10 protein-coding genes are annotated in these 14,705 nt (G+C 50.6%); 6 read left to right on the forward strand and 4 right to left on the reverse strand.

Annotation, left to right across the window (positions count from 1 at the left end):
- Positions 1-183 precede the first annotated feature (183 nt).
- A complete protein-coding gene (gene katG / locus BV405_RS04205) occupies positions 184-2,370 on the reverse strand; it encodes a catalase/peroxidase HPI (protein ID WP_086479625.1) in 2,187 nt (728 codons plus the stop codon).
- 347 nt (positions 2,371-2,717) lie between these two features.
- On the opposite strand from katG, the gene mutS reads away from it, so the two are divergent.
- Both mutS and fdxA read left to right on the forward strand, forming a co-directional pair.
- Positions 2,718-5,261 (forward strand): DNA mismatch repair protein MutS, encoded by a 2,544-nt coding sequence (gene mutS / locus BV405_RS04210; protein ID WP_086479626.1) that lies wholly within the window; start codon positions 2,718-2,720, stop codon positions 5,259-5,261.
- A gap of 6 nt (positions 5,262-5,267) precedes the next feature.
- Complete coding sequence (gene fdxA / locus BV405_RS04215) at positions 5,268-5,603, forward strand: ferredoxin FdxA (protein ID WP_086479627.1); 336 nt, start codon at positions 5,268-5,270, stop codon at positions 5,601-5,603.
- Between the two features lie 1,309 nt (positions 5,604-6,912).
- Here the strand turns inward: fdxA and parC are convergent.
- Entirely contained in the window at positions 6,913-9,180 is a 2,268-nt protein-coding gene (parC, locus tag BV405_RS04220; RefSeq protein WP_086479628.1) for a DNA topoisomerase IV subunit A, read from the reverse strand.
- Positions 9,181-9,427: 247 nt separating this feature from the next.
- Here parC and BV405_RS04225 point away from each other — a divergent pair, with 247 nt between their 5' ends.
- Positions 9,428-10,240 (forward strand): nuclease-related domain-containing protein, encoded by an 813-nt coding sequence (locus BV405_RS04225; RefSeq protein ID WP_086479629.1) that lies wholly within the window; start codon positions 9,428-9,430, stop codon positions 10,238-10,240.
- A gap of 107 nt (positions 10,241-10,347) precedes the next feature.
- Here BV405_RS04225 and BV405_RS17615 read toward each other — a convergent pair whose 3' ends face one another.
- Positions 10,348-11,970: a methyl-accepting chemotaxis protein gene (locus tag BV405_RS17615; protein ID WP_086479630.1), complete on the reverse strand. Its 1,623-nt coding sequence runs from the start codon at positions 11,968-11,970 to the stop codon at positions 10,348-10,350.
- Positions 11,971-12,188: 218 nt separating this feature from the next.
- Here BV405_RS17615 and BV405_RS04235 point away from each other — a divergent pair, with 218 nt between their 5' ends.
- Positions 12,189-13,073 (forward strand): prephenate dehydratase, encoded by an 885-nt coding sequence (locus BV405_RS04235; protein WP_245832235.1) that lies wholly within the window; start codon positions 12,189-12,191, stop codon positions 13,071-13,073.
- 80 nt (positions 13,074-13,153) lie between these two features.
- Here the strand turns inward: BV405_RS04235 and BV405_RS04240 are convergent, their stop codons facing one another.
- Positions 13,154-13,450: a hypothetical protein gene (locus tag BV405_RS04240; RefSeq protein WP_086479632.1), complete on the reverse strand. Its 297-nt coding sequence runs from the start codon at positions 13,448-13,450 to the stop codon at positions 13,154-13,156.
- A gap of 217 nt (positions 13,451-13,667) precedes the next feature.
- On the opposite strand from BV405_RS04240, the gene BV405_RS04245 reads away from it, so the two are divergent.
- Positions 13,668-14,000, forward strand: coding sequence for a DUF3392 domain-containing protein (locus BV405_RS04245; RefSeq protein WP_086479633.1), 333 nt, complete (start codon positions 13,668-13,670; stop codon positions 13,998-14,000).
- 160 nt (positions 14,001-14,160) lie between these two features.
- On the forward strand, positions 14,161-14,667 hold the full coding sequence (locus BV405_RS04250; RefSeq protein ID WP_086479634.1) for a hypothetical protein: 507 nt from the start codon (positions 14,161-14,163) through the stop codon (positions 14,665-14,667).
- Positions 14,668-14,705 lie beyond the last annotated feature (38 nt).

The raw sequence follows: 14,705 nt of genomic DNA on the forward strand, positions 1-14,705 counted from the left end.
GAAATAGAAGTCCCATGAGCAGTTACAGTGTTACGAAGTTGATCCACTCCAGGATCAGTACAAATCGTGATAAAACCGTGATGGATGTCTCAGCCTGCAGGGAAATCGGCTCATTAAACGCAAAAACCCGCTTCGGTTTACCGAAGCGGGTTCATCTTCCAGTTGCGGATATTAAATCTGTACTTATTTCAGATCAAAGCGGTCCGCATTCATCACTTTTACCCAGGCTTTGACGAAGTCCCGGACAAATTTCTCTTTGTTGTCATTCTGCGCATAGACTTCGGCATAAGCACGCAGGATAGAGTTAGAGCCGAACACCAGATCAACCCGGGTTGCGGTCCACTTAGTCGCACCACTCTTACGATCAACGATGTTGTAAGAGTTACGACCGGTTGGTTGCCAGGTGTAAGCCATATCCGTCAGATTGACGAAGAAGTCATTGCTCAGCACACCCACCTGATCGGTGAAGACGCCATGCTGACTACCGCCATGGTTAGCACCCAGTACCCGCATACCTCCAATCAGTGCTGTCATTTCCGGTGCTGTCAGCCCCATCAACTGCGCACGATCCAGCATCATCTCTTCCGGCTGAACAGCATAGTGCTCTTTCTGCCAGTTGCGGAAAGCATCATGCAGTGGCTCCAGCACATCAAAGGATGCCGCATCGGTCTGCGAATCGGTTGCATCACCACGACCCGCTGCAAAAGGAACTGCAATATCAACACCAGCATCTTTGGCTGCTTTCTCAACCGCAGCACTACCAGCGAGCACAATCAGATCTGCCATGCTGACCGGCTTACCAAAGGCCGAGCGGATCGCTTCCAGTTGGCTCAGAACTTTCTGCAGACGTTCTGGTTCGTTACCGACCCAGTCTTTCTGCGGTGCCAGACGGATACGACCACCATTTGCACCACCGCGATAATCGGAACCCCGGAAGGTTCGTGCGCTATCCCAGGCCGTTGCGACTAGCTCAGACACACTCAGGCCGGAGGCCAGAATCTGCTGTTTCAGCACGGCAACGTCTGACTGATTAGGAACATATTCCGCAGCCGGAATCGGGTCCTGCCAGATCAGATCTTCTGCCGGAACATCCGTACCCAGATAACGACTCTTAGGTCCCAGATCCCGGTGTGTCAGCTTGAACCAGGCTCGGGCAAACACATCCTCAAAATAAGCCTGATCGTTTTGGAAGCGCTCAGAGATCTTGCGGTACTCAGGGTCAACCTTCAGCGCCATATCCGCATCGGTCATCATCGGCATGCAACGGATGGAAGGGTCTTCCACATCCACTGGCATATCTTCTTCTGCGATGTTCACTGGCTGCCACTGATTCGCACCGGCAGGACTCTTCGTCAGCTCCCAGTCATACTTAAACAGCAGCTCGAAGTAGCCGTTATCCCACTTGGTCGGGTTTGTGGTCCAGGCACCTTCTACGCCACTGGTCACGGTGTCGCGACCGATTCCACGGGTTTTATGGTTGTTCCAGCCAAGACCCTGCTCGTGGATATCTGCTCCTTCAGGGTCTGCGCCAAGATTACCCGCATCACCATTACCGTGAGCTTTACCCACGGTGTGACCGCCGGCAGTCAGGGCAACAGTTTCTTCATCATTCATCGCCATGCGCTCAAAGGTGACACGCATATCGGCAGCCGTTTTCAGCGGATCAGGATTACCATCAACCCCTTCCGGGTTAACGTAGATCAGCCCCATCATCACAGCGGCTAACGGGTTTTCCAGATCACGCTGACCACTATAACGGGTTCCTTCACTACCACTTGGCGCCAGCCACTCTTTTTCAGAACCCCAGTAAATATCTTTCTCAGGGTGCCAGATATCAGCACGACCACCGGCAAAACCAAAGGTTTTAAAGCCCATAGATTCATAGGCCATATTACCCGCCAGAATCATCAGATCCGCCCAGGACAGCTTGTTGCCGTATTTCTGCTTGATCGGCCATAACAGGCGTCGGGCTTTATCCAGATTGCCGTTATCCGGCCAGGAGTTCAGCGGTGCAAAACGCTGATTACCGGTGTTAGATCCACCGCGACCATCTGTTGTGCGGTAAGAACCCGCACTGTGCCATGCCATACGTATCATCAGGCCACCATAGTGCCCCCAGTCCGCAGGCCACCACTCCTGACTCTCGGTCATCATGGCTTTCAGATCGGCTTTAACTGCTTCAAGATCCAGCTTTTTAAATTCTTCGGCGTAGTCAAAGTCTTCGCCCAAAGGATTCGTTTTCTGATCGTGCTGGTGAAGAATGTCGAGATTCAAAGCATTCGGCCACCAGGCCATTACGCTGTTACCGGATTCAGTATTCGCACCGTGCATTACCGGGCACTTTCCGCCTGAAGAGTTATTCTGGCTCATAAGTCATTATCCTTTTTGATGCTCTGCATATTTGTTTATTCAGCAACCCTCCTGCACGACGAATTACTGAAGCATGCTAAACAAGATAGACCTGCCTGAGCCTTTGCGAAAATCACCCTTTTCTATCACTGCGATAGGTTTTGGCGATGGGCTGAAAAATATGCTGTGAAATCAGGGCAGATGATCAAAATTCTCTGCCAATTCACCTGTAACCCGCTGACGCATTTCAGTAAAATGGCCGGTTCGAATTCAGCCACCTTTCGTCCGTAATTGGTTATCAAACCGCTGCCTGAAAAAGCAGCCAGAAACAGATAGGAAATGCCGTGTCCAGCGAAAAGCATACGCCGATGATGCAACAGTACTTCAGCATCAAAAAGGATCACCCGAACGAGCTTGTTTTTTATCGGATGGGGGATTTTTACGAACTGTTTTTTGATGACGCCAAAAAGGCCGCCAGCCTGCTGGATATCACGCTGACGGCACGGGGCAAATCCGGTGGTCAGCCGATTCCTATGGCGGGCATTCCTTTCCATGCGGCAGAGAACTATCTGGCGCGTCTGGTGCGCGGTGGTCTGTCGGTGGCGATTGCGGAACAGATAGGTGATCCGGCCACCAGCAAAGGTCCGGTGGAACGTAAAGTGGTTCGGGTGCTGACACCGGGCACGGTAAGTGATGAAGCGCTTCTGGACGAGCGCAAAGATAACCTGCTGGTTTCCCTGACCCGTCGTGGCGAGGTGTTTGGTCTGTCGGCACTGGATGTCACCAGCGGCCGTTTCACGGTGCAGGAGCTGGATGACGAATCCGCGTTATTAGCCGAAATCCAACGTCTGGATCCGGCAGAACTACTGTTGGATGAAGGTGAAGCGTTTGAACCTCAGATTCGTCAGCGTAAAGGTGCCCGTATGGTGCCACCCTGGCAGTTTGATACCGAAAGCGCCACCACTCAGCTGTGCCGCCAGTTTGAAACCCGTGATCTGGCCGGTTTCGGTTGTCAGCAACTGGAAGTGGCGATTGGTGCCGCCGGTGCTCTGCTGGAATACGTTAAGGATACCCAACGTACCGGTCTGCCCCACGTACGCGCTTTGCAGGAAGAATCCCGCGATGAGTGCATTCAGATCGATGCAGCAAGCCGTCGCAATCTGGAGATCGATACCAATCTGGGAGGCGGTACGGAAAACACTCTCGCTTCGGTGCTGGATAACACGGCAACGGCCATGGGCAGCCGTCAGCTGCGCCGCTGGCTGAACCGTCCGATCCGCTGTCACGATCAACTGCATCTGCGTCAGTCCTGTGTACAGGCGATTCAGGACAGCTTCCAATGGCAGGGCATCTACGACCACCTGAAAGCGATCGGTGATATTGAACGTATTCTCGCCCGTGTGGCATTACGCAGTGCCCGCCCACGGGATCTGGCGCGCCTGCGCGATGCTTTGCAGGAACTGCCGGAGCTGACGACACTCCTGGGCAGCATTGATGAATCCGCACTGGATCATCTGCGCGACACCATTATCGACTTCCCGGTGGAAGCAGATCTGCTGGCCCGCGCGATTATCGACAACCCTCCGGTGGTGATCCGTGATGGTGGTGTTATTGCGGAAGGTTTTGATGCCGAACTGGATGAACTGCGCCAGCTGAGCGAACACGCCGGTGATTTCCTGATCCGTCTGGAAGAGCAGGAGAAAGCCACCACAGGTCTTTCTACGCTGAAAGTGGGCTACAACCGCGTACACGGCTACTACATCGAGATCAGCCGCGCGCAATCCGATCAGGCTCCGGCACACTATATCCGTCGTCAGACCCTGAAAAACGCTGAGCGTTTTATCACCCCGGAACTGAAAGAGTTTGAAGACAAGGTACTGAGCAGTAAATCCCGTGCGCTAACACGGGAAAAAGCGCTGTACGAGCAGGTGATCGAACAGCTGAACGAAAATCTGATGGGTCTGCAGAATCTGGCGGTATCCCTGTCGGAGCTGGATGCGCTGAACAACTTTGCCGAGCGCGCGGAAACTCTGAATTTCTCCCGCCCGATGCTGATGCGCGACAACGGCATTCTTATTGAGGGTGGCCGCCATCCTGTTGTGGAGCAGGTTTCCGATCAGCCCTTTGTACCGAACGATCTGACCTTCAGTAACGATGAGCGCATGGCGGTAATTACCGGTCCGAACATGGGCGGTAAATCGACCTATATGCGCCAGATTGCCCTGATAGTACTACTGGCTCACACCGGCTGCTATGTACCGGCAGAGAGCGCAAAAATCGGCCCAATCGACCGTATTTTCACCCGTATCGGCTCATCGGATGATCTGGCCAGTGGCCGTTCGACCTTTATGGTTGAGATGACGGAAACCGCCAATATCCTCAACAACGCAACACCTTGCTCACTGGTGCTGATGGATGAGATCGGCCGGGGTACCAGTACCTTTGACGGCCTGTCGCTGGCCTGGGCCTGTGCAGCGCATCTGGCACAAAAACTACGGGCCTACACTCTGTTTGCCACCCACTATTTCGAACTGACCGCTCTGCCGGAACAGTTCGACGGTGTAATGAACCTGCACCTGAATGCCACCGAGCATAACGACAACATCATCTTTATGCATAAGGTACAGGAAGGCCCCGCCAGTCAGAGTTATGGTCTTCAGGTAGCAAAACTGGCTGGTATTCCACAGGATGTGGTGGGTCAGGCCAAAGAGAAGTTGGTTCAGCTGGAACAGCAGGACAGCCAGAAAGGCTCTCAGGTGCAGACGGTTTACACCCCGGTACAGGATGACCTGTTTGCCGTAACCGAGCCCGACCCGGCGCTGGAAAAGCTAGAAGGAATCAGTCCTGATGACCTGACACCCCGCCAGGCCCTTGAGCTACTCTATGAACTGAAAGCGTTAGCAAAGGGGTAACCCAATATGGCCTTTGTGGTAACCGATAACTGTATTCAGTGTAAATACACCGACTGCGTGGACGTTTGTCCGGTGGATTGCTTTTATGAAGGGCCTAACTTTCTGGTGATTCATCCGGATGAGTGTATCGATTGCGCTCTGTGTGAACCGGAGTGTCCGGCTAAGGCGATATACTCAGAAGATGAGCTACCCAACGAGATGCAGCACTTTATGGAACTGAATGAGGTGCTGGCGGAACACTGGCCCAATATTTCTGGGCGCAAAGACCCGCTGCCGGATGCCGAAAAGTGGGACGGTGTGGCAGATAAACTGGATAAACTTGAAGGTATGCCGGATATCTAACCGGTGAGAAAACTGCGAGACATCTGATAAAAAACGAATATGAAAACGGGTGAATCGCGGAAGGGTTTGGAAAACCTATCACCCAGAAACAGAGAAGGGCGGCCTAGCCGCCCTATGTCCCTTTGCCATCGATTCCATGACAGCGCTATCTGATCCTTGATAGCTGACTTATCCTAAGTCATCCCTGTGGCATTCCTGAACTTGATTGCATCCTGCATCCCTGTTCGCCACTGTGTTCCATTCCTGATCCTAAAAATCCTTTAACCAGTTTCCTTACTGGCTTGCCGCCATTCCCTGACTGCAAGATAACTTTAGCAAATTTCCCCGATGAGAAAACCTACACTAAACAAGGTTATTCATTTTGCGAGCAACCCAAAAAATACTAACATTTTGATTTTAAAGGAAATTTAATTAAATCTTATAATAAAAGCACTTAAAACTCGGTGCTGTAGTACCAATGTCTCCGATCTTTGTAGGAAATATCTTACAAACTGGGAGGAGATATGCGATATCGGTGGCAACAAGGGAATTGTGAAACGAACCCGTCTGGGCATAGCTGGGTTAGGGGTGATTTATAAATGAAGATGAAGCGCCCGATGATTCACCAGATTAAGTTTGGTCAGCCTGGCTAAACAAATCGGGAGAGCGAACCTTAAGGAACTTAAAATCTGAGTCAACAAGTAATAAGAAAGAAAAATCGGGAAAGCCTGAGAAAATACAGAAAGTGATATGCTGACGGGATTGATGACTTGAGGACTGATAACCTTCCAGAAAGGCTTGCCAAAAAAAAAGAGAAGGGCGGCCTGGCCGCCCTTATCCCTATCCCGTCAATTCCATGACAGCGCCATCATCCTGATAGCTGACTTATCCTAAGTCATCCTTGTGGCATTCCTGAACTTTGATTGCATCCTGCATCCCTGTTCGCCACGGGTCCATTCCTGCTTCCTTAACGTCCCTGATTCCGGTTTCCTTACCGGTTGCAGCCGCTCCGTGACTGCAAGTTAACTTTAGCAAATTCCCGCAAGCGGTAAACAACGCCAATCAGCTCCAACCTCCTCAAGGTAAGCAACCGAAAACCATAACCCACTGTTTTAAAATGACTTTTACTTTTAACCTGCTGACCATAGGTGCTAAATCCCTGTCCTATAGTGCCAATCTCTACGCACCTTGTAGGATATTACTTACAAGGCGTATCGACACTTTTCCCAATCGCCCACACAAATACATTCCTTAAAAAGAAAAACCAGCGCCGCAGCGCTGGTTTCAGGAGGCTTAACAGCCCAGCGGGATCAAATTTATTGATTAATGATCAGTCATCATCTTTGATACCGATGCGATCTACCTTCTGGAAGCCCCTTGGTAACTTGTTACCACGTCGACCACGCTCACCAAGGTAATGCTCCAGATCGGAAGGCTTGAGCTTCAGATGACGTTTACCGGCATAGATGGTCAGAGAGTCTTCCCCATCCATAACTACCAGATCACGTACAAACTCTTCGCGACCTGCCGATTTCGCCGATGGGATATCAATCATCTTGTTACCCTTGCCTTTGCCCAGTTCCGGAAGCTGATCCAGGCGGAATACCAGCAAGCGACCTTCTGTGGTGACAACGGCAACACGAGTATCTTCACCCTCAGGTACCGATTGAGGCGGAAGCACTTCACAGCCTTTTGGTACAGTTAACAGGGCTTTACCCGCTTTTTTACTGGCCAGCATATCTGCTGAATCCACCACAAAGCCGTAGCCTGCATCACTGGCCATCAGGAAGCGACGCTTCTCTTCTGCAATTACCAGCCCCTGGAAGGTAGCTCCGGATGGGGGGTTGATACGTCCGGTCAGAGGCTCACCCTGTCCGCGAGCAGAAGGCAAGGTATGTGCAGGCAGTGAGTAGCTACGGCCACTACTGTCAACAAAGACAACCTGCTGATTCGATTTACCCTTACAGGCCAGATGGAAACCATCACCGGACTTATAGTTCAGCCCTTCAGGATCGATATCATGACCTTTGGCGGCACGAACCCAGCCTTGCTTGGACAGCACGATGGTTACCGGATCAGCACTTACCAGAGCGGTTTCGTCCAGCGCTTTGGCTTCCTGACGATGCACCAGAGGTGAACGACGCAGATCACCAAATTTATCTGCATCTTCGGTCAGCTCATCTTCGATCAGCTGATTGAGCGCGCTTTCAGAGCCCAATAGATATTCCAGTTTTTCACGTTCTTCCTGCAGTTCATCCTGCTCACCACGGATTTTGATCTCTTCCAGTTTCGCTAACTGGCGCAAGCGCAATTCGAGAATCGCTTCTGCCTGACGCTCACTAAGACCAAAACGCTTGATCAGTTCCTGCTTGGGTTCATCCTGTGTACGGATAATATCGATCACTTCATCGATATTCAGATACGCAATCAGCAAGCCTTCTAACAGGTGCAGACGATCTTTTACTTTCTCAAGGCGATGCTCAAGACGACGCTTAACCGTGGCGCGACGGAAGTTCAGCCACTCGCCCAGAATCTGCACCAGACCTTTTACCTGAGGACGGCCATCAGTGCCGATCATATTCAGGTTAACGCGATAGCTTTTCTCCAGATCCGTGGTAGCAAACAGGTGCGCCATCATGGCTTCTGTATCAACACGGTTTGAACGCGGTACAATCACCAGGCGGGTCGGGTTTTCATGATCCGACTCATCCCGCAGATCCACCACCATCGGCAGTTTTTTCGCCTGCATCTGAGCCGCAATCTGCTCCAGCACCTTGGCTCCAGAAACCTGATGCGGCAGAGCGGTGATCACAACATCACCGTCTTCGATCTGATAGACCGCACGCATTTTCAGGCTGCCTTTACCGGATTCGTATATCTTACGAATCTCGGCTTCCGGAGTGATAATCTCAGCATCCGTAGGGTAATCCGGCGCTTTAACAAAACGCATCAGGTCCACAATGCCCGCAGCAGGATTATTCAGCAGGTGAATCGCTGCCTGAGCCACTTCATTGAGGTTATGGGGAGGAATATCCGTCGCCATACCCACAGCAATACCGGTTGAGCCATTCAGCAGCACATGAGGCACCCGACTTGGCAGTACAGCAGGCTCATTCAATGTACCGTCAAAGTTGGGCAACCAGTCCGCGGTACCTTGCCCCAGCTCGGACAGCATCAGTTCCGCAAACTTGGTCAGCTTAGCTTCGGTGTAACGCATCGCGGCAAAGGACTTGGGATCGTCCGGCGAGCCCCAGTTACCCTGACCATCAACCAGCGGATAACGGTAGGAAAACGGCTGAGCCATCAGCACCATAGCTTCATAGCAGGCGCTATCCCCATGAGGGTGGAATTTACCCAGAACATCACCCACGGTACGGGCAGACTTCTTGTGCTTGGCACTGGCTTTCAGCCCCAGCTCAGACATCGCATAAATAATGCGACGCTGTACCGGCTTCAGGCCATCACCAATATGAGGTAATGCACGATCCAGAATCACGTACATGGAGTAATCAAGATAGGCTTTTTCGGTGTACTGTTTGAGCGAGATTTGCTCAATGCCATCGAAGCCCGGGCCAACAGGGTTAATAGGTGCGCTCATCCGATTCGGTAATCCATTGATTGTTCACACGGAAAAATTTTTACCCAAGTCTAACTAACATCTGTTTATCTTTACAGGGTTCATATCAAGAGCTGTAATAGATTCATCTCACTTGCCTAAGTGAGTTAATCCCGCATTAAGAAAGCGCCAAAGCTGCCGATAAAGTGCATCTACTCAGTTGATTAGTTTTCTGACTATAATCAACCTGATATATGCATGCGTAATCTATTACCAGAGCCCAATAACAATGATCCTGACCGAATATAAATTTCGCCCTGAAAGTGACTCCCGCGCAGAGGAAAACTGTGCCGATGTAGCCAGCAAGCTGAAGACCGCTTTTGGCGAAAGCACCGATATGATTGTGATTAACAATCTTCAGGTTGAGGTTTATGACCGCCAGATCACTGTGGATCAAGCTGTACTACATACTTACGGTATCACTCTGATCAATAGTCGTATGCTCTACGGCAAGATCGAGGTTAACTATCGCGGAGAATGGTCCCGTAGTATCAAGGGACGTGATCTGCCGATGGAAAACCCCATCGACCTGTATAAACACGTTAGTAAGGCCCTACGCGACGATCTGGTAAAACACGTCGAAACCATTATGAGTAAGCATAATGGTGTGCAGAAAAGCTTCGATGGCATGCCCATTGAGCTGATGTTTATTCAGGCACCGAAGTGCGGCCTGCAGGGTAACGGCATCAACTCCTCGGCAATTCTATTTTCCGAGCAGCTGACACAAACCATCACCCGTCACTTCAACTCTTACAAAAAACGGGTTTACCAGCAGTTTGGCGGTATGGACGTATTCCGCTTTATCTCTTCCGATATGTTTGCCTGTGCCGACTATCTGGTGGGTAACGAAATTGATCGTGACAGCTATCCGGTTGCACAACCGGATCAGACATCAACCGCTTCCGACCAGCCTGCCCGTCCAGCCAAACGAGTGATTGTACGTACCCGCAAACTGGGTGGCGGACCGGGTGTTATCAAAGCCCGTACAATCAAACCGAGCCGTAAAAAAATGCTGCCACCGGAAGCAGAAGAAGCTAACTAAGTACAACGCTCTGAATTCAAAAGAAAAGCCCGTCAGGCAACTGACGGGCTTTTCTTTTCAGAACTTAAACTCCCTCCCAGCATTATTAGCGAGGAAGGAGCCAATGGTTAACGCAATTTAAACTGGTCAACCATCTTCTCCAGATCAACAGCCAGCTTCAGCAGGCTTTCACTCACTGCCACACCTTCATTGGCTTCAGAAGAGGTTTGCTCTGCAATGGAGCCAATCTCCTGAACGCTACGGTTTACCTCTGCGGATGCACTTTCCTGCTGCTGGGCAGAAAGAGTCATCTGACTGTTCAGGCTATTAATACCTGCCACCGCTTCCGCGATCTCCTGCAGAGAATTAGCAACCTTCTCCACTTCACTGACACTGGTATGGGTACTTTCCTGAGCACTCTGCATCACTTCAACGGCTTCTGCCACTTCCTGCTGCAACTGCTCGATGGTCTTGTGAACTTCCTGAGTCGACTCATGGGTACGAGTTGCCAGAGAACGAACTTCATCAGCCACCACCGCAAAGCCCCGACCAGCTTCACCAGCACGAGCCGCTTCAATCGCTGCGTTAAGTGCCAACAGGTTGGTTTGCTCAGCAATGGAGGTAATCACGTCCAAAACCGTGCCCACTTCATTACTGTAGTTACCCACTTTGCTGATCACCGCTGCTGCCTGCTCGATTTCACCGGTCAGACGACTGATGGCCGAGATTGCAGTACCAGTCAGAGCTGTGCCCAATTTTGCCTGCTCATTGGCACTAGCGGAGGCATCAGAGGCACTTTCCGCATAGGACTTCACTTCATGGGCATTACTTTCAACCTGCTGCATAGCGGTGACAACGGTTTCCGTTCCCGCCTGCTGACTCTGCACAGCCTTAACAGTACTTTCAGAAACCTTAGAAATACGCTCAGCGGATTCTTTCAGCTGATGCGTGGTTCCGGCTACTTGCTGCATGCTGTTACGGAAACGACCCAGCATATTGTTAAAGGCTGTTGCCAGAGCGCCAATTTCGTCGTCGCTTTGTACATTACGAACTTCAACCGCCAGATCAGACTGCTGCTCAACCTGTTGCATCACACTTCGCACGCGGTTAATCGGCGTCACAATCAAACGACGCAGCAGATACAGAATAACCATAAAGCCGACAAAGAAAAGCACCACCTGAGTTGCACCTAAGCGCCACAGGTTTGCGGAGATATGACTATCCAGAGTCGCCAGCGAATAGCTCACACGAACGGCACCAAGAACCGTGCCCTCATCGACAACGTGGCACATCAGACAGTTCGTACCGCGGTAATCCTTGCTTGCCCGGATAGGGTTAAGCACGGTCAGAACCCGGCCCTTGTCACCTTCATCGATATGGATGATTTTTTCACCACCCAAGGCACGACGGTCCAGCTCATCAGATGCTTTCTCTTCCGGAAAGCCCGGGCCAAAGAATTTATTGATATCCGGTCCACGGATAATACGGGCGTCGACCACATCAGGCTGGCTCATTACCTTTTGACGCAAAATATCCCTATTTGCCAACGTACCTGTGATCATCATGATGTTTACTGCATCAAAGTAGGAATCTGCAGTATCTTGGGTATGTTGCAGAATCACCTCTTCAACCATTGCCCGTTCATTACGGACACTGAAGACCATGGAGACCGCAAGCACCAAAACAAAAACCAAAAGCAACGCCACAGTGATTTTGGTTTGAATGGAGGTTCCCGGGGAAGTCTGACTCATTATGTTCTCCGCCTCATCAGCGCTATTTTTTTAATTCTAGTTAGTTTTTAATGACTGCCTTAGATCACTCAGTTTCTGGGGAGAAAACTTAGCATCCCGGAGACCATTAAAACATATATTTTTTTTAATTATTTAGGGCAATGGCAACTAAAACAAAATGCCATGACTGACCTAATTTGTACATCTTCTAAACCTACGGCTTTCACAGGAAAATGTCAGTGTCTGAAATCAAAACTTCGCTAAGCTCTCCGGATCAGGTTATTGCTTTCCAGGGACATCTGGGTGCTTACTCCCATCTCGCTTGTCGCAATGCACGCCCTCAACTGTCACCGATCCCATGTGCAACCTTTACCGCCGCAATGCAGATGGTCGAAAAAGGCGAAGCCGGACTGGCAATGATTCCGATTGAAAACTCTACTGCTGGCCGTGTGGAAGAGATCTACCGACAGCTGCCAAAAACCCACCTGTCGATCATTGGCGAACACTTTGAAAGTATCAACCACTGCCTGATCGCTTTAAAAGGCAGCACACTGGATCAGATCCGTACCGTATGTTCTCACCCACAAGCTTTAGCACAGTGTGATAACAATATTATGAAACTGGGTCTGGAAACGGATGTTAAATCCGATACGGCCGGTGCTGCCCATGAAATCATGCAGCTTCAGGATACCTCCCGTGCAGCGATCGCTTCATCTCTGGCGGCCGAGCTTTATGATATGGATATTCTGCGGGAGAACTTTCAGGATCACGATGGCAACACCACTCGTTTTATCATCCTGTCCCGTGAAGCTGAGATGCCGGAATATCGCCCCGGCCAGAAGTATCTGACCTCATTGATGTTCCGCGTACGCAACCTGCCCGCTGCGCTTTATAAAGCCATGGGCGGTTTTGCCACGAATGGCATCAACATGGTGAAACTGGAAAGTTATATGGATACCGGTAGCTTCCAGGCAACGTCCTTCTATATGGACGTGGAGGCCCACCAGTCAGAGCAGGGGATGATCAATGCCTTAGAAGAGCTGGCATTTTTTGCTCAGGATATCCGGATTCTGGGGACTTATGCACCCAGCCCATGGCGTCAGGCTCGTGGCGTGATTTCCTGACTGGGAAAGAGAAGCAGAAAGAAGAAAGAGGGTTGAGCAGCAGGCATTAAGTGCAGCCTTAAACTCAACCCTGAGGCAGCTTACTGGTTGTAAGTTGCCGGATCGATCCAGACACCCAGTGAGTTACGGTCGATCCAGTTACCCTGCTTGTTTTCCTTATAGCGGAAAACCACGATATCACCCACGCTAACGGACAGCTCAGGCTCTTCCGTCTGATAAGAATAAGTAACGCCATCAACAATCAACGCGTGACGATAGAGTTCCGGCATTCCAAGCCATTCCTGAAATGGTCCTTCCGTAGCAACCGATTCTAGTGTTCCCTTGCCCTGCAATTTAGGTACACGCTGTCTGCGTGCTCCGGGACGGAAGCCTGCCATGAATACTCCTCATATATATGTAACGCGTTGATCAGAAACCCGTTCACCTGAACGAAAGGCGAAGGATTATAGGGCTTATTTTGTATGACACAAGTTACAAAGCGACAAATTACTCCCGGACCGATTACAAACCGCCAAGGCTTATTACTTTTTTAACTGGTGGATCAGATCGTAATCCGTAAACTAGCTGTTTTACCCAAGTAAGGAACTCACTTTTATGGAACTCTTTCGCGAAGTTCTTTTTGCTCTGGCTGACTGGATTCGCCCCCACAGCGGCAATATTGCACTGGCACTGATCGCTACCTTACTGGTTGTCTATGGTGACGACATCAACCGTGCAGTTAAGAAGCAACTGCGCCCTTATCCTTACATCGTGCGCCTGATCGGCTTTGTTGTTCTCTGCGCCTTTGGTTATGGAGCGCTGACGGTCTATGCTACTCCCGTGCTGGAAGATCTGATCAGCCGCATTCCATCGCTTTATATGGCACCGGCGGTGATGATTCTCTTCCTGATGGTCGGTCTTCTGGCTGAACGTCGCCGTCAGATCTGAATTTCATCAGCTTTATAAATAGCGGCCAGCCTCTTCGGCCGCTTGCTCTCCTCTCTACGCCACCAGTCACAACCTGAGAATCTGAACTTAAAAAGTAGCCTGACATTTTGCTCATCGCAAGATAAGATAAATCTAATATTTAGATTTAAGAGGCCAAAACATGTCGCACAGACCTGACTTTCGGTTAATCTTTCGCGCCAAACTCACCTGTTTAGGAGTAGCAAGCGACAACGGTGCTCTGGCAGGTTATATCCGCACTGACGACTCGCAGGCCGCCCTTTTCTGGCTCTCAGATGAAGCTGATAAAAGCCTCCATCTTGGTTATTTCAGTAATGAAAACGAGCTAAAAGCACGCGCGGAGCGCTTTATTAAGAACCCGGAAACCACGCCGGCACTCGCACTGACTTCCGATCAGACGAAAGCCCTCAGAGGCCCAGAGCAACCTAAAGCTCTACCTATTTTTACGGGGGTTTTCGGCACCGCGTTCAGCGGTTATCTTTTGAAAGAGGATAGTGAGGAAGGTATCGACGATGACGAGCACAAGCTGATGTTGTTCTACACCGCCGACTATCGCTCAGAGTTGCTTGGTGTACTGGAGCCGGAAGCAGCACTTAAGGTAATGACGGAGCATTACGATAATCGCCGTAAGCGCTGTATGTTGTGTTGATCCGCCCCCTACCCAGATCCAGCCCCATAAAGGCGAAC

The sequence above is a fragment of the Oceanospirillum sanctuarii genome, from assembly GCF_002150805.1.
GTDB classification, from domain to species: domain Bacteria; phylum Pseudomonadota; class Gammaproteobacteria; order Pseudomonadales; family Halomonadaceae; genus Oceanospirillum; species Oceanospirillum sanctuarii.

What these genes read in the sequence shown, in the direction of transcription:
- katG (WP_086479625.1), bottom strand. Translation starts at nt 2,370, where the DNA reads ATGAGCCAGAATAACTCTTCAGGCGGAAAGTGCCCGGTAATGCACGGT.
- mutS (WP_086479626.1), top strand. Translation starts at nt 2,718, where the DNA reads ATGATGCAACAGTACTTCAGCATCAAAAAGGATCACCCGAACGAGCTT.
- fdxA (WP_086479627.1), top strand. Translation starts at nt 5,268, where the DNA reads ATGGCCTTTGTGGTAACCGATAACTGTATTCAGTGTAAATACACCGAC.
- parC (WP_086479628.1), bottom strand. Translation starts at nt 9,180, where the DNA reads ATGAGCGCACCTATTAACCCTGTTGGCCCGGGCTTCGATGGCATTGAG.
- BV405_RS04225 (WP_086479629.1), top strand. Translation starts at nt 9,428, where the DNA reads ATGATCCTGACCGAATATAAATTTCGCCCTGAAAGTGACTCCCGCGCA.
- BV405_RS17615 (WP_086479630.1), bottom strand. Translation starts at nt 11,970, where the DNA reads ATGAGTCAGACTTCCCCGGGAACCTCCATTCAAACCAAAATCACTGTG.
- BV405_RS04240 (WP_086479632.1), bottom strand. Translation starts at nt 13,450, where the DNA reads ATGGCAGGCTTCCGTCCCGGAGCACGCAGACAGCGTGTACCTAAATTG.
- BV405_RS04245 (WP_086479633.1), top strand. Translation starts at nt 13,668, where the DNA reads ATGGAACTCTTTCGCGAAGTTCTTTTTGCTCTGGCTGACTGGATTCGC.
- BV405_RS04250 (WP_086479634.1), top strand. Translation starts at nt 14,161, where the DNA reads ATGTCGCACAGACCTGACTTTCGGTTAATCTTTCGCGCCAAACTCACC.